A 24,795-nucleotide genomic window follows, 5' to 3' on the forward strand; every position below is an offset into this window, starting at 1 on the left:
TTAAGCAGCATCTTCCATGCGTTTCTCTCGATAGCACCGGGCAATTTGAGTCCCCAGCCGCACCATCTCGAGTCCCAGTTCGGCCTGTTCGAGACACGTCATCAAGAGAAGTGCATGTTTGCCGCACTGCACTTCAGGCAACTGGGCCAAAAGCAATTCAGCGACCTGTCCGTTCCTGTCCAATTCCGCGCATATCCACTGCAAGGCTGCCACACCAGTCCTCGGACGAGCCGATTTCGGCAGTTCCATCATCTTCTCCGCCATGGCTTCAAAGAACCCGTTGCAAAAAAGTGCGAGGTCGACCTCGTGCAGGACTTCCTCTTCGGCATTGCCGCCAGTAGCTATAGCGCACCGCCAATTTGGATATTGGAGGGAGATTGCTTCGACCACTGCAGAGAGGTCGATGTCGCGCCAGAACCGCGGGTGTGGCTTGTAGGCATACTCCAATGCCATTTCCCAAATCCCTGCTGTCAAGTCCCGGTCTGTCAGCCGGCAGTCCACAAGGAAGGCTACCGCGGTCTCTGTGACTTCGTTGCGCACGTTCGTTGCCGCGTTGTCGAGTAAGGAGGAATTTTTATCTTTGGTGCTCATATCTTGCAAGTCAGGTGAGGCATCGTGTGCCTCGGAGATAGAGTATATGTACGCCGACGGACCATGTTTCGACATAAGTTGATATCTAGCCAACTGATTCCGAGATTTTGCGGCGGAGCGTTCTAAGAGGAAATTTTGAGGACTAGGGAATCAGCCATAGCGCCGGTATCATCCGTCTCGCCGCTCAGGATTTCTTCGGCCAACAGGCCAGCCATACCGACGAGCACCTTCCAGTTCGCAGGTAGCTGGGGAGCGGCAAACCCATGGTGAAACGCGGGGACGGAACTGGCCGAGCCAAGCGCTCTCGTCTGAATTGCCACTCTCGTTTTTCCATACGACTGCGTCGCCAGCACCGCCGAAGCGCTCGTAGAGCATCTTGTGGCCCGCTTCGTGGTAGGCGGTGTTTCGGAGCTCTCTGGCTGCTATCTGCTCTTCCGTGAAATCAATCATGGTCGTCGAATGTGGTCGGTGCCGTTAGACCAGGGTATAGCGCAGTGAAAGGGCGACGGAGCCGAAAGTGACGGGAGGCTAGAAAAGCCCGCCACCGCATTGGACGCCTGACCACAACGCTTGAAAGGAATTTGTTGGAATTTTGGCGCACATGGGCAGATAAATAACATTATCGGTCCAGAATCGTTTTTGATCTAAACTGGCAATCATGAAAACGCGTGAGGTCCTTTCCGTCGACGACACCAGTTCCGACTTCCCGGGAGAGGCAGAGCTGGCGGCACTGCGCGGCTGGTACGCCGGCCTGGATGCACGGGCCGCCGTTTCCCGCTACCTGGGCGACCGCCGGCAAGCCGGTGTGTCGTCGCGCGGCATCCTCGGTCGTATCCGCCGGCAACTCGTCGCGTTTGCCGTACAGCGTCACCGCGCGGACCTGGCTGCTGTTTTCGTCGACCGCCCGTCGAAAGCGTCGGCCGATGGGGTGGCCCGTGCGATCGAAGCGCTGCGCAACGAGCCCATGCCGACGCCGTCGATTACCGACCCGCTCGAAGTGTGGTTCCCGCCGCGCATCGTTGCGGCGCTGCATGCACACAGCATCCGGACGCTGGCCGATCTGACTGTGCGGATTCCACGGCGCCGACGTTGGTGGGCAGCAATCGCCGGACTCGGTGTTGCTGGAGCGCACCGCATCGAGGCGTTCTTCGCCGCCCATCCGGCGCTGGCCGAACGGGCGCGGGCGCTGATCGTCGCTGCGCCGACTGGCAATATCGTGCCGTGGGAGCAACTGCGCGTGCCGCACGAAGTTGACGGCTCGCAGGGGCAGTTCCGGGCACCGCAGGCCGCCTGCCTGTTGAACGCTTCGAACGATTACGAGGCGATCCAGTCCTGGCTGGCGTTGCATGAATCGGTCGCCACGCAGCGTGCCTATCGCAAGGAAGCGGAACGCCTGATCCTTTGGGCCATCGTCGAGCGTGGCCGTGCGCTGTCGTCGCTCAACACGGACGATGCGATCGCCTACCGGGGCTTCTTGCGGAAGCCGACGCCACACGAGCGCTGGGTCGGGCCGTCGAGGCCGCGGCATAGTTTCGAATGGCGGCCGTTCACCGGCCCGCTCTCGGCTCGCTCGGCGGCATACGCGCTGAATGTCCTATCGGCGCTTTTTCGCTGGCTGGTCGAACAGCGCTACGTGCTCGCGAATCCGTTCGCCGGCGTCAAGGTCAAGAGCCAAGCACAGCGTGCGGGATTGGACGTGTCCCGTGGTTTCTCCGAAGGCGAATGGCTACTCATCCGCACGCTCGCCGACGGCCTCGAGTGGTCATGCGGCTGGAGCGTACCGGCCGCGCAGCGCCTGCGGTTCCTGCTGGACTTTGGCTACGCCACCGGTCTACGCGCGAGCGAATTGGTCGGCGCAACGCTCGGCGACGTCCGTCGCGACGAGCACGGCGATCACTGGCTGCATGTGCTCGGCAAGGGCGGCAAGCTGGGCAAGGTGGCGTTACCGTCGCTTGCTCGGACCGCGCTTGACCAGTATCTCGTTCAGCGTGGGCTGCCGGTCACGCCGAGTCGCTGGAACCCGGCGATGCCGTTGGTCACGAGCCTCGAGGAGGACGGCGCTGGCATTGAAAGCACGAGGCTTTGGCGCGTGCTGCGGCGGTTCTTCGTGCTGGTCGCCGACGCGATCCAGGACGAGCGGCCAGCGACGGCCGAAAAGTTGCGCCGCGCGAGCCCCCATTGGATGCGGCACACGCATGCGTCGCACGCGCTGGCGCGTGGGGCTGAGTTGCTCATGGTCCGCGACAACCTGCGGCACGCGTCAATCTCGACGACGTCGACTTATCTGCATAGTGACGAGGTGCAGCGAGCCAGGCAGTTCGATCAAGCTTTCAGTGCGGCGGCTGTCAAGCGGTAATTCGGCCTCGGAAAGCCAGCGTCATGCCGTCTCTCTCGAATCTGCCATTCGCTGCCCATTCGATTAATGTCGGCTGACTCGCCGTTAGCGGACGGGAAGAGCTAGGATGCGCAAACGCGGTGGGATCTCCTTGAGTATTACTGGGAATATAACTATGTGTCGAAAACGTTTCGAGAGTGGTCGCGGACGCAGAGGTAGCGAGAGACATTCGAGAGTCTCTATCCCGATGCCAGTGCCGTCGCTTCACACTTCGACGTCAGCGTTTCGCCCCGTCAGTGGCGCCGGCGATCCGATCGGCGTCGCTGCGCGATGACCGGACTGCTTGTCCGTCTGTCCGCCTGGCGTGCCCGTCGCCGTGCGAGGCTCAGTGCGGAGGCCGCAAGAACCGAACGGCCGGACGGCGGGATCGGTGCGGAGGCACCGATCCGGACTGCTTCCGAGGATCGCCTGAGAAGGGCGGACTTCGCAGGCCGCATAGCCGGCGTGCTCTCGGAACTCAGTTTGCGCGAGGGCAGGGTGTTCGCAATCCGAGGTGGGTGGGGTTTCGGCAAGTCCTCACTTAAGAACCTAATCACCGAGCGGCTCGATGCCAGGAGTGACGGGGCCGACTGGCTTGACTTCAATCCCTGGCAGTGGGGTGCGGGCGATGCGATCGCCCGTGCCCTCTTCGGACAGATAGCGGATCGTCTGGGAGGCGAACATTCGAAGGCAGCGCTCGCCCGCGCCGAAGCGCTTCGACGGTACGGCGCGATCCTTACGGGGGCCAGCGCGCCGCTAAAAAAGGCGGGCGGCTCAAGTCATCTTATCTCGACAGTGCTGACGAACGCCTCGGTGATCGCCGTCGCCTCGGCAATAGGCTTCGACCTCCCGACGGCAGCGAAGGTGGCGACTGGTCTTGCACTCCTCTCGATCGGCACGCCCGTGCTGGGACGAGCACTGTCGCATCTCGGACGTGATCGCGGCAGCGAACCGCTCGACAAGGTGCGCGATGCGCTGGAGGTTCGTCTTCGCGAACTCGACCGACCGCTGGTTGTCTTCGTCGACGACATCGACCGGCTCGAGCCCGAGCAGATCAGGATGCTTCTCCGGCAGGTGAAGGCTAACGCCAACCTGCCGAACATCGTCTTTGTCCTCCTGTTCCAACCCAGCATCATAGAGCGTGCGCTCGATCCGGTCGCAGACGGTGACGGTCGCGCTTTCCTCGAAAAGGTCGTGCAGGCTAGCTTCGATCTACCGGCGGTTCCGGTATCGATTGTGCATCATATATTCGGTGAAGAGCTCTCCGAGCTGGCGGGAACGCATGCAACGGAGGCGAATGGGTTCTCGCAGACGCGTTGGGGTAACGCGTTCGTCGGCTGCATCCAGCCGCAATTGCGCAACATGCGCGATGCGCGCCGATTGATCTCGTCCATCGCTGTGCACTTACCGTTGCATGCGGCCGGCGACGTGTTTGAGGTCAACATTGTCGACTTCCTTCTTCTGGAGGCGCTCCGGGTCTTCGAGCCGGACCTTCATGAGGCGCTGTTCCGAGAGAGGGAACTAGTCCTCCAAGAGGGGCGTTTCCCGGGCTATGGCCGGCGGGATGAGGACAGGACGGCGGCCGAGCGACTTCTCGAGCTTGTGCCGGAGGAGCGCCGCGTCATCGCCCGGGACGTGCTCAAGGACCTCTTTCCGCCACTCGAATGGGCATACGGTGGCACGAACTACGCGGAGGGCTTCCAGCTCAAGTGGCTGACAGCCAAGAGGGTGTGCTCCCGGCGCTACTTCCCGCGTTACTTCGAACTCCAGACAGCGGCTGGCGAAATGTCGGAGCGCCGCTTCGTCGCGTTCCTCGATGCGACGGCGACGGAGGACGGGCTAGCTGCCGCGATCGCCGATGTCGAGACCGACGGCCTTCTGCCCTCGCTCGTCGCGAGGTTCGACGAGTCCGTCGACCGCCTTCCGGTCGACAACGCCGCCGTGCTGCTTCCCGCGATGTTCGGGATCGCCCAGAAGCTTGCTGGCCTGCGCGCCGGCGACCCCTTCAATTCGCCCTGGCTTTCAGCATGGCGAGCGACGAGCTGGTTTCTGAAACGGGTGCCGGAAGGTATGCGGGGTGGTCTGGCGCTTGAGGCGCTCCGCCAGACCAAGGCGCTGTCAATTGCTGCGATCCTGATTCATCTGAACGATCCCGCCGATCGGAAGGAAGGAGAGAACGACGCCTTCGATCCGGCGCTCGACACTGATACCGTCGAGGCAATGAAAGTCGAATGGCTGCGGTTGATGAGGAGCCGCGCCGCGGACGTCGACGCGCTGATCGTCGAACCGGATCTCATGTCGCTCCTGTACCGATGGAGGGACTATGCGGGTTCATTGGACGAACCACGCGAGTGGATGGTTGAGGCGATCCGGACCGACGAGGGCTTCGCAAGGATGGCCACACGCATGATGAGCCGAGGTACAGTCCACGCGTGGGGCGACAGAGTCTCTACACCGCACAACACATTCGACAAACAGACGATCGACGACTTCGTCGGCATTGACGTGGCCAAGGTCAGGTGCGACGCGCTCGATCCCGCAGAATTTCCAGAGCACGGGGAGGCTCTGCGAACGCTGCGTCGCTCTGTTGATATATGGCTTGGACTAAGAGAGCGCGATCCATTCGATTTCTAATCGGTTGCCCATGTCAAGGCCGAATCCAAGCTATCCAACCAACGTGGGAGAATTTCGACGGAGGAGGAGGGCAGATTTGCTTGAATCGACAGGGCTGGCGTTGCTGATTGCGTATCGACGTGCTGCTGGAAACGAGGGTGCGTTTTTCCGCTGACGCCAAAGCCGTATCTCATTAGATGCGGATACGCGTTGTGCTGCGGGCGTGCCGGGCCGGTGGCGGCTACCCGTATCCGCATCTAGTCGAGAGCTGTATCCGCTTCTAATCAAGTTCGACATCCCGTTTGCCGGGTAATGCCGATACAGGTATTGGCACTACCTGCCAAACCACTGTTTTTAATGGGTTTTTTCGAGCGGGGCCTGCGCCATGGCGCATTCTGCGTGGCATAATCGACCGCATCCCGCAAGGCTTGTAGTCACAACGACCCCGCATACCCATGGCACAGACTCTCTACGACAAACTGTGGAACACCCACGTGGTCCACACCGAGGACGACGGCACGGCATTGCTCTACATCGACCGTCAACTGCTGCACGAAGTCACGAGCCCGCAGGCATTCGAAGGGCTGAACGTCGCGCACCGTCCGGTGTGGCGCATCAGCGCGAACCTGGCCGTGTCGGACCACAACGTGCCGACCACGGATCGCAGCCACGGCATTGCCGATCCGGTCTCGAAGCTGCAGGTCGACACGCTCGACGCGAACTGCGATGCGTTCGGCATCACGCAGTTCAAGATGAACGACGTGCGCCAGGGCATCGTGCACATCATCGGGCCGGAGCAGGGCGCGACGCTGCCGGGCATGACGATCGTCTGCGGCGATTCGCACACGTCGACGCACGGCGCGTTCGGCGCGCTCGCGCACGGCATCGGCACGTCGGAAGTCGAGCACGTGCTCGCGACGCAAACGCTGCTGCAGAAAAAGAGCAAGAACATGCTCGTGAAGGTCGAGGGCGCACTGCCGCGCGGCTGTACCGCGAAGGACATCGTGCTCGCGATCATCGGCAAGATCGGCACGGCCGGCGGCACGGGTTACGCGATCGAATTCGGCGGCTCGACGATCCGCGCGCTGACGATGGAAGGCCGGATGACCGTCTGCAACATGGCGATCGAAGCCGGCGCGCGCGCGGGCATGGTTGCCGTCGACGACACGACGATCGACTACCTGAAGGGCCGTCCGTTCGTGCCGACCGGCGCGGAATGGGATCAGGCCGTCGAGTACTGGCGCGAATTCAAGTCCGACGAAGGCGCGCAGTTCGACCGCGTCGTCGAGCTGAACGCGGCCGAGATCGTCCCGCAGGTCACGTGGGGTACGTCGCCGGAAATGGTCACGTCGATCGACGGTCGCGTGCCGGATCCCGAGCGCGAGAAGGATCCGGTCAAGCGCGATGCGATGGAGCGCGCGCTGGCCTACATGGCGCTCGAGCCGAACACGCCGATCGAGTCGATCAAGGTCGACAAGATCTTCATCGGTTCGTGCACGAATGCTCGCATCGAGGACATCCGCGCGGCTGCGTATGTCGTGAAGAAGCTGAACCGTCGCATCGCATCGAACGTGCGGCTCGCGATGGTCGTGCCGGGCTCGGGCCTCGTGAAGGCGCAGGCCGAGCGCGAAGGGCTCGACAAGGTGTTCACGGATGCCGGTTTCGAATGGCGCGAGCCGGGCTGCTCGATGTGCCTCGCGATGAACGCCGACCGGCTCGATCCGGGCGAGCGCTGCGCATCGACGTCGAACCGCAACTTCGAAGGCCGGCAGGGCGCGGGCGGTCGCACGCACCTCGTGAGCCCCGCGATGGCGGCGGCGGCGGCGATCGAAGGCCACTTCGTCGACATTCGCAAGCTGGGGTAACGCGTGACGGCAGCGAAGCTCATCGCGCGGCTGGTTGCCGCGCTGGCGCTCGCGGGGCTGGGCTTCGGCCTTGCGGGCTGCAATACCGTCCGAGGCTTCGGCGAGGACGTCAATGCCGCCGGCAACGCACTGCAGCGCGCCGCGGACTGACGCCCGCCGAGAATTTGTCGATGTGCGCCGGCTGAATGCCGGCCCTTCAACCGGATAGACGGATCATGGAAAAATTCACTGTGCATACCGGCGTCGTGGCGCCGCTCGATCGCGAGAACGTCGACACCGACGCGATCATCCCGAAGCAGTTCCTGAAGTCGATCAAGCGCACGGGCTTCGGTCCGAACGCGTTCGACGAATGGCGTTACCTCGACCACGGCGAGCCGGGCCAGGACAACTCGAAGCGCCCGCTGAACCCGGACTTCGTGCTGAACCAGCCGCGCTACCAGGGCGCATCGGTGCTGCTCGCACGCAAGAACTTCGGCTGCGGCAGCTCGCGCGAGCACGCGCCGTGGGCGCTGCAGCAGTACGGCTTCCGCGCGATCATCGCGCCGAGCTTTGCCGACATCTTCTTCAACAACTGCTACAAGAACGGGCTGCTGCCGATCGTGCTGACCGAGCAGCAGGTCGATCATCTGTTCAATGAAACGGTCGCGTTCAACGGCTTCGAGGTAACGATCGATCTCGACACGCAGGTCGTGCGCACGGGCGACGGCCGCGAGTATCCGTTCGAGATCACCGCGTTCCGCAAGTACTGCCTGCTGAACGGCTTCGACGACATCGGCCTGACGCTGCGTCACGCGGACAAGATCCGCCAGTTCGAAGCCGAGCGGCTCGCGAAGCAGCCGTGGCTCAACAACAAGCTGGTCGGCTGAGATTGCCTTTCGGGCGGGCGCGCCAGGGGCGCGCTCGCCGGCCTGCCTCCATAAAACCTACCCAGTCAGGAATAACGCATGAAGATTGCAGTGCTGCCCGGCGACGGCATCGGTCCGGAAATCGTCAACGAAGCGGTCAAGGTGCTGAACGCCCTCGACGAGAAGTTCGAACTCGAGCAGGCGCCGGTCGGCGGCGCGGGTTACGAGGCGAGCGGTCATCCGCTGCCGGACGCGACGCTGAAACTCGCGAAGGAAGCGGACGCGATCCTGTTCGGCGCGGTCGGCGACTGGAAATACGACTCGCTCGAGCGCGCGCTGCGCCCCGAGCAGGCGATCCTCGGGCTGCGCAAGCACCTGGAGCTGTTCGCGAACTTCCGCCCGGCGATCTGCTATCCGCAGCTCGTCGATGCGTCGCCGCTTAAAGCCGAACTCGTCGCGGGCCTCGACATCCTGATCGTGCGCGAACTGAACGGCGACATCTACTTCGGCCAGCCGCGCGGCGTGCGTGCCGCGCCGGACGGCCTGTTTGCCGGCGAACGCGAAGGTTTCGACACGATGCGCTATTCGGAACCGGAAGTGCGCCGTATCGCGCACGTCGCATTCCAGGCGGCCCGCAAGCGCGCGAAGAAGCTGCTGTCGGTCGACAAGGCGAACGTGCTCGAAACGTCGCAATTCTGGCGCGACATCATGATCGACGTGTCGAAGGAATACGCGGACGTCGAGCTGTCGCACATGTATGTCGACAACGCGGCGATGCAGCTTGCGAAGGCGCCGAAGCAGTTCGACGTGATCGTGACCGGCAACATGTTCGGCGACATCCTGTCGGATGAAGCATCGATGCTGACGGGCTCGATCGGCATGCTGCCGTCGGCGTCGCTCGACAAGAACAACAAGGGCCTGTACGAGCCGTCGCACGGTTCGGCGCCGGACATCGCGGGCAAGGGCATCGCGAACCCGCTCGCGACGATCCTGTCGGCCGCGATGATGCTGCGCTATTCGCTGAATCGCGCGGAGCAGGCCGATCGCATCGAGCGCGCGGTGAAAACGGTGCTCGAACAAGGCTACCGCACCGGCGACATCGCGACGCCGGGCTGCCAGCAGGTCGGCACGGTGGCGATGGGCGACGCGGTGATCGCCGCGCTGTAACGCGCAACGGCGATGAAGTACGGCAGTTAATGTAGAAAGGGCGCGAACGGGCCGCGAAATTGGCCGGTTCGCGCATGGTTGGCCGTTGTGCGGGCAACCGGCTTTGTGTAGACTCGAACGATGGCGCTGATTTCCCTGATCTCCCCGGTCCTGAAACTCCACGGCAACACTGCCCGTGTGGGTACGCGCGCCATCGTCATCACGAAAACCATTACCACGAAAACGATCATTAAACGCTGATCGTCCGTCGTGCCCGCCTGTTTCCCCGCGCGGTCACGCCGGGGGCGGAAATGGCGGGGAAGCTCCATTCAAAGGGTTAGTCATGAACGTAGGTCTCGTAGGTTGGCGCGGCATGGTCGGCAGCGTGCTGATGCAGCGCATGCAGGAAGAAGGTGATTTCGACCTGATCGAACCGGTGTTTTTCAGCACCAGCAACACGGGCGGCAAGGCGCCGTCGTTCGCGAAAAACGAGACTACGCTCAAGGACGCGACCAACGTCGACGAGCTGAAGAAGTGCGACGTGATCATCACGTGCCAGGGCGGCGACTACACGAACGACGTGTTCCCGAAGCTGCGCGCGGCCGGCTGGAACGGCTACTGGATCGACGCGGCTTCGTCGCTGCGGATGAACGACGACGCGGTCATCATCCTCGATCCGGTCAACCTCGACGTGATCAAGGACGCGCTGGTCAAGGGCACGAAGAACTTCGTCGGCGGCAACTGCACGGTCAGCCTGATGCTGATGGCGCTCGGCGGCCTGTTCCGCGAGAACCTCGTCGACTGGATGACGGCGATGACCTACCAGGCCGCATCGGGCGCGGGCGCGCAGAACATGCGCGAATTGCTGTCGCAGATGGGCACGCTGCACGGTTCGGTGCAGGAACAGCTCGCCGATCCGGCGTCGGCGATTCTCGACATCGACCGCCGCGTGCTGGCGACGATGAACAGCGATGCGATGCCGACGAGCCACTTCGGCGTGCCGCTCGCCGGTTCGCTGATTCCGTGGATCGACAAGGATCTCGGCAACGGGATGTCGAAGGAAGAGTGGAAGGGCGGCGCGGAAACCAACAAGATCCTTGGCAAGCCGGCGATGGGCGAGCCGGGTTCGATCCCGGTCGACGGTCTGTGCGTGCGGATCGGGGCGATGCGCTGCCACTCGCAGGCGCTCACGATCAAGCTGAAGAAGGACGTCCCGCTCGACGAAATCAACGGTATCCTCGCGTCGGCGAACGACTGGGTTAAGGTCGTGCCGAACGAGCGTGAAGCGTCGATGCGCGATCTGTCGCCGGCGAAGATCACCGGCACGCTGACGGTCCCGGTCGGTCGCCTGCGCAAGCTCGCGATGGGCGGTGAATACCTGTCGGCGTTCACGGTCGGCGACCAGCTGCTGTGGGGCGCGGCCGAGCCGCTGCGCCGCATGCTGCGCATCCTGCTCGACAAGTAAGGATCGGACCGCGCCGCGCGCCGTCGGCGCGCGAGGCGAAACGCCTGCCAGTCCCTTTGGGGGCGGCAGGCGTTTTTTATTGGCCGGCGTTGGCCGCACGCGCGCGAAAGCCCCGAATCGTTTTGCGCGGCCGGGCTTTCCTGTAGCAATTCCATTGACACGAGGAAATGATGCGACGTGCAGTATCGGGGCCGAATTCATTCTGAGGAGCGATGCTGTCGTCCGGATTTTCGTCGGTTGATGCCCATTTCTTGATAGATCCGTTGTGCACGGTTCGTTGTGGGGCGGCGGTGCGGTAGTCGTGCGATTCGCACACCGGGCGGCCCGGCGCGGTTAGCGGTCGTGCCGATGCATGGAAGCGGACGGCGCGCATGTGTCGGCGACGAATTCGGCCGGAACCCGATCGTGTGAAGTAAACTATGCGGTTACGACGCGCAGAGCCGCCAAAAGCGTCGCGTTCCGCGCGACGCTTTTGCATTTCTGCGGCGACTTTATTGACGCTTCCCTATGCGATTCGAGCTGCGCCCGCGCGCGGCGATAGAGCCTACGATGTCCCGAATTTCCTTGTTTCCGCGTCAGTCCCGTCTGTCGCGCGCCGTGCGTGGCGCGCTGGCGATCCTGGCGCTCGGCGCAGCCGCGTCGGCCTGGGCGGCCGGCACCGGCGACCTGCCGGCGTCCGCTGCCGGCGGCCCCGCGCCGTTCAACGTGACGGTTCAGCCAGGCCAGTCGTTGAACGACCTCGCGAAAGCGGCCACGCAGTCGCATGACCCGGGCGTGCTCGCGCGCGCCGGCCGTGCGCTGTTCGACGCCAATCCGCAGGCGTTCATGAAGCATGACCCGAGCCGTCTGAAAGTCGGCGCGACGCTGACGGTGCCGGCGCTCGACGCGACGGGCGCGGCGCTCGTGCCGGCCGGGGTATCCGGGGCATCGGCAGCATCTGCGCCGGCCGCCGCGTTGGGCACGACTGCAGCCGCGCAGCATGGCGCGTCCGCGCCGCACCCGGGGTCAGTCGGGCAAACGGCGCCGGCTGCATCGGCTACGCATACGGCGCCGGTCAGCGGCGCGAGCGTCGCGGCGGCGGCTTCGGCTTCGATCGTCGCGTCCGCCGCGCATGGCGCGTCTACGGTCGAGCCCGTTCAGCCGGAAGCGACTGCGGCCGGCGCAAGCGGGCCGCACGTGTGGAGCGGCGCGATCCAGTCCGCACCGTCGTCCGCAAGCGAAGCCGCTGCCCAGTCCGCACAGGGCGGCTCTGTTCAAGGCATGCATGAATCATCCGCTGCGGCACCCGTCGCGGGCGCGTCGCAGCCGCGGCCGTCGAGTCTGCAGCAACTGCTTGCGCTGAAGAACCGCGTGCTGATGGAGCTGCAGAAACACGGGATCGGCAAGCCGGCCGAGACGAGCAACGTTACGCCCGTGCCCACGCCGGCTCCGACACCCGCTGCGCCGCGCCCCGCGGCGAATGACGCAGGCGCATCGGCTGCCGCGTCGTCTCCGGCTGCGAGCGAAGCGGCGTCCGGCGTGGCCGCCAGCGCGGTTCAGCCTGCATCGGCGCCCGTGCAGCCAGCCGTGCCGGTGACGACTGCCGCGCCCGCACGCGGTTCGGACCAGATCGACTGGCGTCCGGCTGCAGTGGCCGGCGCGGCCGTGGTCGTTCTCGCGGCCGGCTTCGCGTGGCGCAAGCGCCGGAAGGCACGAACTGCCGACGCGGTCACCCCGGAATCCGGCGGGACGGCTGCCGCCGACGCTGGCGCGTCGTCGTCGCCTGTCGAACCGTTGCCGCCGATCCTCCCCGAGACGCCGATTGCCCGCGATGCGGCCGCCGATGTGAATCTGATCGCGACTGCCGCGGCAGCGGCGGAGGCGGTCGATACGCACGAAGCCGATGCCGCGTCGCCGCCGGAAGCGGTGAAGCGGCAAGCGGATCAAGCGGAAGCGCCGTTCGCACACGCCGCGCCGGTGCACGACACACCGCCGGCTTCGTACGACGTGAAGCCTGTCGCGGAAACGGCCGCGGACGAGCCGCGTCAGTCGCCCGCAGCGCCTTCGGCAAACGACACCCAGCATGCGGCGCTGATGCAGAACGCGATCAGCGCGCTCAACAGCCTCGACATGCCGCTGCCGCCGCGTAAGGCGAATGAATCGGCCGCATGGGAAGGGCAAGCCGAAAGCGATAAAATCGCAACTAACGGTCAATCCGGGCTGCGTCCGCCCGTTGGCGCGGGTGAAATGTCACGGGAACACCGTGCCGACCAGGACGACGAGTTCGACTGGGATCCGGATGCGGCTACACCCGCATCGCACGCAGTCGGCGCGTCCGCGCCGTCGTCGCTGCCGCCGCTCGGCGGCGCGCAGTTCGGCGCGTTGAAGCTGGATTTCGATCTCGACCTGCCGTCCGCGCCGGGTGCCGTGTTGCCCGCGCTGACGCCGGAAGAACTCGCGCGCATTGCCCGCAACAAGCTGGATCTCGCGTCCGAGTACGTCGAACTGGGCGACGTGTCCGGCGCGCGTACGCTGCTGCAGGAAGTGATCGACGCGAACGACGCCGCGACGCGCGACGATGCGCGTGCGCTGCTCGCGAAACTGGCGGAAGAGGCGTGATGCGGATCGCGCTGGGGATTCAGTACGACGGCGCGGCGTTCTGCGGCTGGCAGGCGCAGCCGCACGGCAAGACCGCGCAGGATGCGCTCGAGCACGCGCTTGGCGAATTCGCGTGCGTGCCGCTGCACACGACGGTCGCGGGGCGGACCGACACGGGTGTGCACGGGCTCGGGCAGGTCGTGCACTTCGACACGGAGCTCGACCGCGCGGATTTCTCGTGGGTGCGCGGCACCAACGCGTTCCTGCCGCCGACGGTTTCCGTGCAGTGGGCGAAGCCGATGCCTGACACGTTCCACGCGCGTTTCTCGGCGTTCGAGCGCACGTACTACTACGCGCTGTACGTGCATCCGGTGCGCTCGCCGATGCTGGCCGGCCGTGCGGGCTGGATCCACACCCCGCTCGACGACGACGCGATGCGCGCGGCCGCCGCGCACCTGATCGGCGAGCACGACTTCTCGTCGTTCCGGTCGTCGGAATGCCAGTCGAAGACGCCGGTCAAACACCTGTACCAGATCGACGTGCGGCGCGCGGGCAACTTCATTCATTTCCGCTTCCGCGCGAACGCGTTCCTGCACCACATGGTGCGCAACCTGATGGGCTGCCTCGTCGCGGTCGGGCGCGGCCGCCATCCGGCGGACTGGCTCGTCGACGTGCTGGCCGGACGCGACCGCAATCTCGCCGCGCCCACGTTCATGGCCGACGGGCTGTATCTGGCCCACGTCGGCTACCCGGCGGAATTCGCCGTCCCGCCCGCGCAGCTCGGCAGCGTGCCGTGGAGCAGCGTCTGGGCCGATCTGGACCCACAATCATGACGGATCACGCCGTGTCTCCTTCGACTTCCGCCGCGCCCGGCCTCCCGCCGCGCACGCGCATCAAGCTGTGCGGCCTGTCGCGCCCCGAGGACGTGCTGCATGCCGCGGCACTCGGCGCCGACGCGATCGGCCTCGTGTTCTACCCGAAGAGCCCGCGCTCGGTGTCGATCGCGCAGGCGGCCGAACTCGCGCGCCTCGCGCCGCCGTTCGTGTCGGTGGTCGGGCTGTTCGTGAACGCAACCGAAGCCGAGATCGAGGCGGTCGTGCGCGACGTGCCGCTCACGGTGCTGCAATTCCACGGCGACGAGACGCCCGAGCAGTGCGATGCGCTCGGTCGCGCGGCCCGCCTGCCGTGGTTGCGCGCGGTGCGCGTCGGCCCCTCGACGCAGCCGTCCGATTTGGTAGAATCGGCTCTTCATTATTCGAAAGCGCGCGGCCTCCTGTTCGACACCCTGGTGCCGGACTACGGCGGTAGCGGCAAGGTCTTCGATTGGTCACTTATTCCCGCAGAGCTCGCGCATCGGGCCGTTTTGAGTGGTGGCTTGAACGCGCAAAACGTCGGTGATGCGATTCGCCAGTTGCGCCCGTTTGCTGTCGATGTCTCGAGTGGCATCGAAGTAGAGGGCGCGAAGGGCGTGAAGGATCATGCCCGAATGGCGGCGTTCGTACGCGCGGTGCGCGAAGCGGACGCCGGGTGATGCAAGCCGGTGCGGCCCCGACAGCGGGGCGCGCCGACCGATCGAGAGTGACACCATGTACAACCTTCCTGATGATCGCGGCCACTTCGGCCCGTATGGCGGCGTGTTCGTCGCCGAAACGCTCATTCACGCGCTGGACGAACTGCGCGCCGCGTATGAGAAATTCCGGAACGACCCCGATTTCGTCGCCGAATACGAGCGCGAACTGAAGTATTTCGTCGGCCGTCCGTCGCCGATCTATCACGCGCAGCGCTGGAGCGAGACGCTCGGCGGCGCGCAGATCTACCTGAAGCGCGAGGACCTGAACCACACCGGCGCGCACAAGATCAACAACGTGATCGGCCAGGCGCTGCTCGCGAAGCGCATGGGCAAGAAGCGCGTGATCGCCGAGACGGGCGCCGGCCAGCACGGCGTCGCGACGGCGACGATCTGCGCCCGCTTCGGGATGGAGTGCATCGTCTACATGGGCGCCGAGGACGTGCGCCGCCAGGCCGCGAACGTCTATCGGATGAAGCTGCTCGGCGCGACGGTCGTGCCGGTCGAATCGGGTTCGCGCACGCTGAAGGACGCGCTGAACGAAGCGATGCGCGACTGGGTCACGAACATCGAAAGCACGTTCTACATCATCGGCACGGTCGCGGGCCCGCACCCGTATCCGGCGATGGTGCGCGACTTCCAGCGCGTGATCGGCGACGAGTGCAAGGTGCAGATGCCGGAACTCGCCGGCCGGCAGCCGGACGCGGTGATTGCGTGCGTCGGCGGCGGCTCGAACGCGATGGGCATCTTCTATCCGTACATCGACGATACCTCCGTGCAGCTGATCGGCGTCGAAGCGGCCGGCGACGGCCTCGACACCGGCCGTCACGCGGCCTCGCTGATCGCCGGCAGCCCAGGCGTGCTGCACGGCAACCGCACCTATCTGCTGCAGGACGACAACGGCCAGATCATCGAGACGCATTCGGTGTCGGCGGGCCTCGACTATCCGGGCGTCGGCCCCGAGCACGCATGGCTGAAGGACAGCGGCCGCGCGCAGTACGTGCCGATCACCGACGACGAGGCGCTGAAGGCATTCCACGACTGCTGCCGGATCGAGGGGATCATCCCCGCGCTCGAGTCGAGCCACGCGATCGCGTATGGCGTGAAGCTCGCGCCGACGTTGCCGAAGGACAAGATCCTGCTCGTCAACCTGTCGGGCCGCGGCGACAAGGACATGCACACGGTCGCCGAGCGATCGGGCATCGCGCTCTGACCCCGACCGATGCGTGATCTGATCGAACAACCGGGCGGCGGCGCCGCGAGCGAAGCGGAAGCGGGGCAGCCCGCCGTCGCCGTGTCGCGCGCACTGCCGTCCGGGATCGAACTGCACAACCGCGATTTCATGACCGAAGCCGCGCGCCTGCCGGATGCGTCGATCGACCTGATCGTCGCCGATCCGCCGTACGGGCTCGGCAAGGACTACGGCAACGACTCGGACAAGCGTTCGGGCGACGATTTCCTCGCGTGGACGCGCGAGTGGCTCGAGCTCGCGATTCCGAAGCTCAAGCCGAGCGGGTCGATGTATATCTTCTGCACGTGGCAGTACGCGCCGGAAATCTTCAGTTTCCTGAAGACGAAGCTCACGATGGTCAACGAGATCATCTGGGACCGGCGCGTGCCGAGCATGGGCGGCACGACGCGCCGTTTCACGTCGGTGCACGACAACATCGGCTTTTTCGCGGTTTCCAAAGCGTATTACTTCGATCTCGATCCGGTCCGCATCCCGTACGACGCCGACACGAAGAAGGCCCGCTCGCGCAAGCTGTTCGAAGGCAGCAAGTGGCTGGAGATGGGCTGCAACCCGAAGGACGTCTGGTCGGTCTCGCGCCTGCATCGGCAGCACGCGGAGCGCGTCGATCATCCGACCCAGAAGCCGCTGGAAATCATCGAGCGGATGGTGCTCGCAAGCTGCCCGCCGGGCGGCCGCGTGCTCGATCCGTTCATGGGCAGCGGCACGACCGCGGTGGCCTGCGCACGGCAGGGGCGCGACTTCGTCGGCTACGAGATCAACGAAAGTTATTGCGCGATCGCGCACGAGCGCGTGAACGTGCTCGCCGCGCAGGCGTGCGCGTGAGTCGCGCCGCAGCGCCGATCGCTGCTTTGCATGGGACCGGAGTAAGCGCTAAAGCGCTAACTCCGGTCGACAAAGGAAAATTGCCATGAATCGTATCCAGCAGACCTTCGCCGCACTCGCCGAACAAGGCCGCAAGGGCCTGATCCCGTTCATCACGGCCGGCGACCCCGATCCGGCGAAGACCGTCGAATTCATGCACGCGCTCGCCGAAGGCGGCGCCGACGTGATCGAGCTCGGCGTGCCGTTCTCGGACCCGATGGCCGACGGCCCCGTGATCCAGCGCTCGTCGGAGCGCGCGCTCGCCCGCGGCGTCACGCTGAAGAGCGTGCTCGCCGACGTGAAGCGTTTCCGCGAAACCGACCAGAAAACCCCTGTCGTGCTGATGGGCTATGCGAACCCGATCGAGCGGATGGGCGTCGACACGTTCGCGACCGAAGCGCAGGCGGCGGGTGTCGACGGTGTGCTCGTCGTCGACTATCCGCCCGAGGAAGCCGGCGTGTTCGCCGAGAAAATGCGTGCCGCGCAGATCGATCCGATCTTCCTGCTCGCGCCGACGTCGACCGACGAACGCATCGCCGACGTGGGCAAGATCGCGAGCGGCTACGTGTACTACGTGTCGCTCAAGGGCGTGACCGGCGCCGGAAATCTGGATGTTTCGAGCATTGCGGGTAAAATCCCGGCCATCAAGTCGCGCGTGCCGGTTCCGGTGGGCGTCGGCTTCGGCATCCGCGACGCCGAAACGGCGCGCGCGGTGGCCGAAGTGTCGGACGCCGTCGTGATCGGCAGCCGCCTGGTGCAGCTGCTCGAGAGCGCCGCGCCGGAAGGCGCCGCCGCCGCGCTGAAGACGTTCATCGCCGAGCTGCGCGCTGCCCTGGACGGCGCCGGCAAGGCGGCGCGATAAACACAACACAGGAAGCGGGAACGGGCCGATTGGCCCGCCCCGCCACGGAACAGGAAACCATACGATGAGCTGGCTCGACAAACTGTTGCCGCCGAAGATCAAGCAGACCGACCCGAAAAGCCGCAAGGGCATTCCGGAAGGCCTGTGGGTCAAGTGCCCGTCCTGCGAAGCCGTGCTGTACCGCAACGACGTGGACGCGAACCTGCACGTATGCCCGAAGTGCGATCACCACATGCGCATCGGCGCGCGTGAGCGTCTCGACGGGCTGCTCGATCCGGAAGGCCGCTATGAAATCGGCCAGGAAATCGTGCCGGTCGACTCGCTGAAGTTCAAGGACAGCCGCAAGTATCCCGATCGTCTGAAGGAAGCGATGGACGAGACGGGCGAGACCGACGCGATGGTCGTGATGGGCGGGGCGATCCACACGCTGCCCGTCGTCGCGGCCTGCTTCGAGTTCTCGTTCATGGGCGGCTCGATGGGTTCGGTCGTCGGCGAGCGCTTCGCGCGCGGCGCGCAGAATGCGCTGGAACAGCACGTGCCGTTCATCTGCTTTACCGCATCGGGCGGCGCACGGATGCAGGAAAGCCTGCTGTCGCTGATGCAGATGGCGAAGACCACCGCGATGCTGACCAAGCTGGCCGAAGCCAAGCTGCCGTTCATCTCGGTGCTGACCGACCCGACGATGGGTGGCGTGTCGGCAAGCTTCGCGTTCCTCGGCGACGTCGTGATTGCCGAGCCGAAGGCGCTGATCGGCTTCGCCGGCCCGCGCGTGATCGAGCAGACGGTGCGCGAGAAGCTGCCGGAAGGCTTCCAGCGCGCGGAATTCCTGCTGAAGACGGGCGCGATCGACATGATCGTCGACCGCCGCAGGATGCGCGACGAGATCGCGCAGCTGCTCGCGCTGCTGCAGCGACAGCCGGCCGACGCGCTGGCCTGATTGGCGCGGCGTGGTGAACTGCGCGCGTCGCCCGGCTGAAGCGCCGGGCGGCGCGTTTCGTTTTTTTGGCGTAGTGGCGGTACCGATTCAGATTTGATCCGATGAGCACTTTTCCCACTCTCGACGCGTGGCTTTCGCATCTCGAACGCGCGCACCCGGTCGGCATCGACATGGGCCTCACCCGCATCGGGCAGGTCAAGGCGGCGCTGCAGCTCGAATTCGCGTGCCCCGTGATCACGGTCGGCGGCACGAACGGCAAGGGCTCCACCTGCGCGTTCCTCGAGGCGATCCTCGTTCACGCGGGCTACAAGGTCGGTTGCCACACGTCGCCGCACCTGCTCGAATTCGGCGAGCGCGCGCGCGTGAACGGGCAGCAGGTCAGCGATGCCGAACTGCTGCCGCACTTCGAAGCCGTGGAAGCGGCGCGCACGTCGCTGCCCGAGCCGGTGTCGCTCACGTACTTCGAATTTACGACGCTCGCGATCCTGCACCTGTTCGCATCGCGTGGGCTCGACGCCGTGATCCTCGAAGTCGGCCTCGGCGGCCGGCTCGACGCGGTCAACATTATCGATACCGATTGCGCGATCGTCACGAGCATCGACATCGATCACACCGAATATCTCGGCGACACGCGCGAGAAGATCGCGTTCGAGAAGGCGGGGATCTTCCGCGCGGGCAAGCCGGCGATCTGCGGCGATCCCGCCGTGCCGAACACGCTGGTCGACCATGCCGACGCGATCGGCGCCGACCTGTGGCTGGTCGGTCGCGATTTCCGCTACGAAGCTCAGCCGGGCGCGGAGCGCCAGCAATGGAGTTACCTCGGCCGCGAAAAGCGCTATCCGGCGCTCGCGTATCCGGCGCTGCGCGGCGCGAATCAACTGATCAATGCGTCGGCCGCGCTGGCCGCGCTCGAGGCGCTGCGCCCGGTGCTCCCGGTGTCCGCGCAGGACATCCGGCTCGGGCTCGCGAACGTCGAGCTGCCGGGGCGCTTCCAGGTGCTGCCGGGCAAGCCGGCGATCGTGCTGGACGTCGCGCACAACCCGCATGCGGCTGCCGTGCTCGAGCAGAATCTCGGCAACATGGGCTTCTTCCCGTACACGTACGCGGTGTTCGGCGCGATGCACGACAAGGACATCGACGGCGTGCTGCGGCGCCTGTTGGGCGAGATCGACCACTGGTGCGTGACCGATCTGCCGCTGCCGCGCGCGGCGAGCGCCGAGCAGCTCGAGGCCGCGTTGCGCAAGGCGGGCGTGGAGGAGGGGGCCGATTCGAGCGTGACGCGGTTCGCGTCGCCCGCGGAAGCGTTTCGCGATGCACTAAAAAGAGCATCCGAGAATGATAGAATCGTGGTTTTCGGCAGTTTCCATACGGTGGCAGGTGTGATGGCCTACCGGAAATCGCAGCAACACTGACTGACGGGCAGTTTCGGACTCAGCCATTCATGGGAATTTTCTCGTTCGGCAAGAAAGACGACGACGCGCCCCCGCGGCGCGGCGGTCGTACCGGGGCCTCCCGGAACGTGCGCACGGAGCGCACTGAACGCGTCGAGCGACGCACACGCCGCACCGAGCGTCCGGAATCGGACGCACTGCTCCTCGATCCGACCCTTCCTGAAAAGCAACGCGCCCGCCGGCGGCTCGTCGGCGCGATCGCGCTCGTCGTCGCCGCGGTGATCGTGCTGCCGATGGTGCTCGATTCGCACCCGAAGCCGGTCACGGACGACATCGCGATCGATATCCCGAACCGGCCCGCGCACCAGGCGGTCGCGCCGCGTGATGACGACGCATCCGACGTGCAGGCGGGTGTCGCGCACGACGAGCCGCCGGCCTCCGATGTTGCCGTGGCGGCCGTTCCCGCGCCTGCGGCGAAGGATGCGGCGAAGCCGGCCGCGAAGCCCGATACCACGACCTCGACGACCACGGCAAGTGCGCCGCCGCCGAAGCCTGCTGCAAAGCCGGCCGCGGCCGCTCCCGCGGCGAAGCCGGTCGCGCCGAAGCCGGCGCCCGCGACGGTCGCGAACGCTGACGCGGCGGCCGACAGCGGCGACGCGTCGTCGCCGGCATCGCCGGCCGGTGCGCGCTTCGCGGTGCAGCTCGGCTCGTTCAAGGACGACGCGACGGCCCGTTCGTGGGCCACCAAGTTGAAATCGGCGGGCGTGCCCGCATATGTCGAGCATAGCAAGCAGGCGGACGGCAGCACGGCTACACTGCTGCGTGCCGGCCCGTTTGCGGATCGCGCGGCGGCGTCCGCCGCGATCGCGAAGGTGCGCGAAGCCGGACTCACGCAGTAACGTGCGATGCTGACGGCTTTCGACTACGCTGTATTGGCGGTGATCGCGTTGTCTGCGCTGCGTGGCGCATGGCGCGGTTTCGTCTCGGAGATTTTCGGGCTGATCGGCTGGATCGCGGCGGTCGTGATCGCGGCCCGCTATGTCGGACTGGTCGTGCCGTATATTCCGGCGAACTGGCCGGGCGGTGCGCTGACACAGTGGGTGCTCGCGTTCGCGCTGATCGTGATCGGCGTCGTGTTCGTCGCGGGTGTCGGGAACGCGCTGTTGTCGCGGATCGCGCAGGCGACGGGCCTCGGCGGGGTCGATCGCTCGCTGGGCATGATGTTCGGGCTCGTCCGCGGCTGCGTGCTGGTGGTGCTGCTGGTCGCGGCGGCCGGGCTGACCGAATTGCCCAAACAGGATTTCTGGCGCAATGCGCTATTGCGTCCTATCGCCGAACAGGGCGTGCACGAGCTGAAGCAGCTCCTGCCCAACGGCATGGCCCAGTACGTGCGCGTGTGACGACGCGTACCGGGCTGGACGGAACCGATTTTGTCATCTTGAAGGACATGCCATGTGCGGCATCGTAGGTGTTATCTCCCAATCCCCGGTCAATCAGCTGATCTATGACAGCCTGCTGCTGCTGCAGCATCGCGGTCAGGATGCAGCGGGCATCGCGACGGCGGACGGCAGCAATTTCCACATGTACAAGGCGAACGGCATGGTGCGCGACGTGTTCCGCACGCGCAACATGCGCAGCCTGCCCGGCACCTTCGGCATCGGCCAGGTCCGCTATCCGACGGCCGGCTCGGCGTCGAGCGAAGCCGAGGCGCAACCGTTCTACGTGAACGCGCCGTTCGGGATCATCCTCGCGCACAACGGCAACCTGACGAACTGGGAACAGCTGAAGGATGAGATGTTCCGGATCGACCGCCGGCACATCAACACCAATTCCGACAGCGAAGTGCTGCTCAACGTGTTCGCGCACGAGCTGCAACTGGCGACGACGGGCCTCGAACTCGATCCGGCCGCCGTGTTCAAGGCGGTCGCGGGCGTGCATCGTCGCCTGCAGGGCTCGTACGCGATCGTGTCGCTGATCGCCGGCTACGGCCTGCTCGCCTTCCGCGATCCGTTCGGCATTCGCCCGCTTTGCATCGGCAAGCTCGAGACCGAACACGGCACCGAATGGATGGTCGCGTCGGAGTCGGTGGCGGTCGAAGGCATCGGTTTCGAATTCGTGCGCGACGTGCAGCCGGGCGAAGCGATCTTCATCGACAAGGCCGGCAACTTCCACAGCCAGCAGTGCGCGGAGAACCCGACGCTGAATCCGTGCATGTTCGAATACGTGTACCTCGCGCGTCCGGATTCGTGCCTGGACGGCGTGCCGGTCTACAACGTGCGCCTGCGCATGGGCGACTACCTCGCCGAGAAGATCAAGCGCGAGCTGCCGAACGTGCCGATCGACGTCGTGATGCCGATTCCCGATTCGTCGCGTCCGGCCGCGATGCAGGTCGCCGCGAAGCTCGGCGTCGAGTATCGCGAAGGCTTCTTCAAGAACCGCTACGTCGGCCGCACCTTCATCATGCCGGGCCAGGCCGTGCGCAAGAAGTCGGTGCGCCAGAAGCTCAATGCGATGAGCATCGAGTTCAAGGACAAGAACGTGCTGATCGTCGACGACTCGATCGTGCGCGGCACGACCTCGCACGAGATCGTGCAGATGGCACGCGATGCGGGCGCGAAGTCGGTGATCTTCGCGTCGGCGGCGCCGCCCGTGAAGTTCCCGAACGTGTACGGCATCGACATGCCGACGCGCGGCGAGCTGGTCGCACACGGCCGCACCGACGAGGAAGTCGCGAAGATCATCGGCGCCGACCACCTGATCTATCAGGACGTCGACGACCTGCGCCGCGCGGTGCGCGACATCAACCCGAAGCTCGAGCGCTTCGAGGCGTCGTGCTTCGACGGCAACTACATCACCGGCGCCGTGACGCCCGAGTACCTCGATGCGATCGAGCGTGCGCGTCTCGCACCGGCGTCGCAGGCCGATCGCGACACGGCGGGCGATACCGCGCGTTCGCAGATGAACCTGCAACTGTCGGTCGAGTGATGCCGGCGCGCTTCCGATGAAGCGTGATAGGATGTGGCCTTGCGTCGATTTGATTCAGCTTGCGGACGCGGGGCGACTTCCCAAAACAGCTAAAGCGAAGGCCGGCGACAGCCGGCCCGAGTCGATCGCTGTCGTACCGCACCGAAGCCCGCTGATGCCGACGCATAGCGGGCTTTTTGTTTTGGCCTGATTTGTGGCTGGGTGCGCGCCCGATGCATGATCCTCGGCGCGGCCCTCGAATACGGAAAACGGAACATGGACGACTCCCTCAATTTCGACACGCTCGCCGTGCGCGCGGGCACGCTGCGCAGCAGCGACTTCAACGAGCATTCGGAAGCGCTGTTCCTCACGTCGAGCTTCTGCTTCACGAGCGCGGCCGAGGCAGCCGAGCGCTTTGCGAATTCGGAAGACTATTTCACCTATTCGCGCTTCACGAACCCGACCGTTACCATGTTCCAGGATCGTCTCGCCGCGCTCGAAGGCGGCGAGGCCTGTATCGCGACGGCGTCGGGCATGGCCGCGATCATGTCGGTCGTGATGTCGGCGCTGCAGGCGGGCGATCACCTCGTCAGCTCGCGCAGCCTGTTCGGCTCGACGCTCGGGATGTTCTCGCAGATCTTCAGCAAGTTCGGCATCACGACGACCTTCGTCGATCCGACCGACCTGAACGCGTGGCAGGAAGCGGTGCGGCCCGAAACGAAGATGTTCTTCCTCGAAACGCCGTCGAACCCGCTGACCGAACTCGCCGACATCGAGGCGATCGGCAAGATCGCGAAGGCCGCGAACGCGCTGTTCGTCGTCGACAACTGTTTCTGCAGCCCGGTGCTGCAGCAGCCGCTGAAGCTCGGCGCCGACGTCGTGATGCACTCGGCGACGAAGTTCCTCGACGGCCAGGGTCGCGTGCTTGGCGGCGCGCTGGTCGGCTCGAAGGAGTTCATCATGGGCAAGGTGTTCCCGTTCGTGCGCAGCGCGGGCCCGACGCTGTCGGCGTTCAACGCGTGGGTGCTGCTGAAGGGGATGGAGACGCTGTCGCTGCGCGTCGAGAAGCAGTCGGCGAACGCACTGGAGATCGCGCGCTGGCTGGATTCGCATCCGGCCGTCGCCCGTGTGTTCTATCCGGGGCTCGAATCGCATCCGCAGCATGCGCTCGCGAAGCGCCAGCAGAAGGCGGGCGGCGCGATCGTGTCGTTCGAGCTGAAGGGTGACACGCCCGAGCAGCAGCGCGCGAACGCGTGGCGCGTGATCGACAGCACGAAGCTGATCTCGATCACCGGCAACCTTGGCGACACGCGCACGACGATCACGCATCCGGCGACGACGACGCACGCGCGCATCACGCCGGAAGCGCGTGCGGCCGCGGGGATCACCGAAGGGCTGATCCGCCTCGCGGTCGGCCTGGAAAACGCGGGCGACCTGCGCAACGATCTCGCGCGCGGCCTCGAGGGCTGAGCACGGCGGCTGGTT

21 protein-coding genes are annotated in these 24,795 nt (G+C 65.5%); 20 read left to right on the top strand and 1 reads right to left on the bottom strand.

All coding sequences use genetic code 11. The annotated features are described in order from the left end of the window. Positions 1-591 (bottom strand): hypothetical protein, encoded by a 591-nt coding sequence (locus tag AC1Z3W_RS06105; RefSeq protein WP_483507257.1) that lies wholly within the window; start codon positions 589-591, stop codon positions 1-3. 658 nt (positions 592-1,249) lie between these two features. Here AC1Z3W_RS06105 and AC1Z3W_RS06110 point away from each other — a divergent pair. The 20 genes from AC1Z3W_RS06110 (at position 1,250) to AC1Z3W_RS06205 (ending at position 24,780) form a co-directional block, all read left to right on the top strand. Further along, positions 1,250-2,947, top strand: coding sequence for a phage integrase family protein (locus AC1Z3W_RS06110; RefSeq protein WP_124498476.1), 1,698 nt, complete (start codon positions 1,250-1,252; stop codon positions 2,945-2,947). 309 nt (positions 2,948-3,256) lie between these two features. Continuing rightward, positions 3,257-5,599 (top strand): KAP family P-loop NTPase fold protein, encoded by a 2,343-nt coding sequence (locus AC1Z3W_RS06115; RefSeq protein ID WP_483507258.1) that lies wholly within the window; start codon positions 3,257-3,259, stop codon positions 5,597-5,599. A gap of 434 nt (positions 5,600-6,033) precedes the next feature. Next, on the top strand, positions 6,034-7,443 hold the full coding sequence (gene leuC / locus AC1Z3W_RS06120; protein WP_057923944.1) for a 3-isopropylmalate dehydratase large subunit: 1,410 nt from the start codon (positions 6,034-6,036) through the stop codon (positions 7,441-7,443). 3 nt (positions 7,444-7,446) lie between these two features. Next, complete coding sequence (locus tag AC1Z3W_RS06125) at positions 7,447-7,593, top strand: entericidin A/B family lipoprotein (RefSeq protein ID WP_057923943.1); 147 nt, start codon at positions 7,447-7,449, stop codon at positions 7,591-7,593. A gap of 65 nt (positions 7,594-7,658) precedes the next feature. Then, positions 7,659-8,309, top strand: coding sequence for a 3-isopropylmalate dehydratase small subunit (leuD, locus tag AC1Z3W_RS06130; RefSeq protein ID WP_057923942.1), 651 nt, complete (start codon positions 7,659-7,661; stop codon positions 8,307-8,309). Positions 8,310-8,387: 78 nt separating this feature from the next. Further along, positions 8,388-9,455, top strand: coding sequence for a 3-isopropylmalate dehydrogenase (gene leuB / locus AC1Z3W_RS06135; RefSeq protein WP_057923941.1), 1,068 nt, complete (start codon positions 8,388-8,390; stop codon positions 9,453-9,455). A gap of 120 nt (positions 9,456-9,575) precedes the next feature. Continuing rightward, on the top strand, positions 9,576-9,695 hold the full coding sequence (locus AC1Z3W_RS06140) for a 3-isopropylmalate dehydrogenase (RefSeq protein WP_124628490.1): 120 nt from the start codon (positions 9,576-9,578) through the stop codon (positions 9,693-9,695). Positions 9,696-9,777: 82 nt separating this feature from the next. Next, complete coding sequence (gene asd, locus AC1Z3W_RS06145) at positions 9,778-10,899, top strand: aspartate-semialdehyde dehydrogenase (RefSeq protein ID WP_057923940.1); 1,122 nt, start codon at positions 9,778-9,780, stop codon at positions 10,897-10,899. A 549-nt stretch (positions 10,900-11,448) separates the two neighbouring features. After that, positions 11,449-13,497: a FimV/HubP family polar landmark protein gene (locus tag AC1Z3W_RS06150; RefSeq protein ID WP_483507259.1), complete on the top strand. Its 2,049-nt coding sequence runs from the start codon at positions 11,449-11,451 to the stop codon at positions 13,495-13,497. After that, positions 13,497-14,309, top strand: a complete 813-nt coding sequence (gene truA / locus AC1Z3W_RS06155; RefSeq protein ID WP_483507260.1) for a tRNA pseudouridine(38-40) synthase TruA — start codon at positions 13,497-13,499, stop codon at positions 14,307-14,309. Before AC1Z3W_RS06150 ends, truA begins: the two co-directional genes overlap by 1 nt. After that, positions 14,306-15,007, top strand: coding sequence for a phosphoribosylanthranilate isomerase (locus tag AC1Z3W_RS06160; protein WP_483507261.1), 702 nt, complete (start codon positions 14,306-14,308; stop codon positions 15,005-15,007). Before truA ends, AC1Z3W_RS06160 begins: the two co-directional genes overlap by 4 nt. A gap of 55 nt (positions 15,008-15,062) precedes the next feature. Next, positions 15,063-16,256, top strand: a complete 1,194-nt coding sequence (gene trpB, locus AC1Z3W_RS06165) for a tryptophan synthase subunit beta (RefSeq protein ID WP_124832391.1) — start codon at positions 15,063-15,065, stop codon at positions 16,254-16,256. 9 nt (positions 16,257-16,265) lie between these two features. Next, positions 16,266-17,117: a DNA-methyltransferase gene (locus AC1Z3W_RS06170; protein WP_483507262.1), complete on the top strand. Its 852-nt coding sequence runs from the start codon at positions 16,266-16,268 to the stop codon at positions 17,115-17,117. 85 nt (positions 17,118-17,202) lie between these two features. Next, entirely contained in the window at positions 17,203-18,018 is an 816-nt protein-coding gene (gene trpA / locus AC1Z3W_RS06175) for a tryptophan synthase subunit alpha (protein WP_057923934.1), read from the top strand. Positions 18,019-18,082: 64 nt separating this feature from the next. Next, positions 18,083-18,955: an acetyl-CoA carboxylase, carboxyltransferase subunit beta gene (accD, locus tag AC1Z3W_RS06180; protein ID WP_057923933.1), complete on the top strand. Its 873-nt coding sequence runs from the start codon at positions 18,083-18,085 to the stop codon at positions 18,953-18,955. Between the two features lie 101 nt (positions 18,956-19,056). Next, complete coding sequence (gene folC, locus AC1Z3W_RS06185) at positions 19,057-20,367, top strand: bifunctional tetrahydrofolate synthase/dihydrofolate synthase (RefSeq protein WP_057923932.1); 1,311 nt, start codon at positions 19,057-19,059, stop codon at positions 20,365-20,367. 29 nt (positions 20,368-20,396) lie between these two features. Next, entirely contained in the window at positions 20,397-21,245 is an 849-nt protein-coding gene (locus AC1Z3W_RS06190) for an SPOR domain-containing protein (protein ID WP_175824448.1), read from the top strand. Between the two features lie 6 nt (positions 21,246-21,251). Further along, a complete protein-coding gene (locus AC1Z3W_RS06195; protein WP_483507263.1) occupies positions 21,252-21,746 on the top strand; it encodes a CvpA family protein in 495 nt (164 codons plus the stop codon). Positions 21,747-21,798: 52 nt separating this feature from the next. Beyond that, complete coding sequence (gene purF, locus AC1Z3W_RS06200) at positions 21,799-23,331, top strand: amidophosphoribosyltransferase (RefSeq protein WP_057923929.1); 1,533 nt, start codon at positions 21,799-21,801, stop codon at positions 23,329-23,331. A gap of 255 nt (positions 23,332-23,586) precedes the next feature. Beyond that, positions 23,587-24,780 carry an O-succinylhomoserine sulfhydrylase gene (locus AC1Z3W_RS06205; RefSeq protein WP_057924140.1) on the top strand — a complete coding sequence of 398 codons (1,194 nt, stop codon included), beginning with the start codon at positions 23,587-23,589 and terminating at the stop codon, positions 24,778-24,780. The last annotated feature ends 15 nt before the right edge of the window (positions 24,781-24,795 follow it).

The sequence above is a fragment of the Burkholderia sp. 10_S31 genome (genome assembly GCF_056930375.1).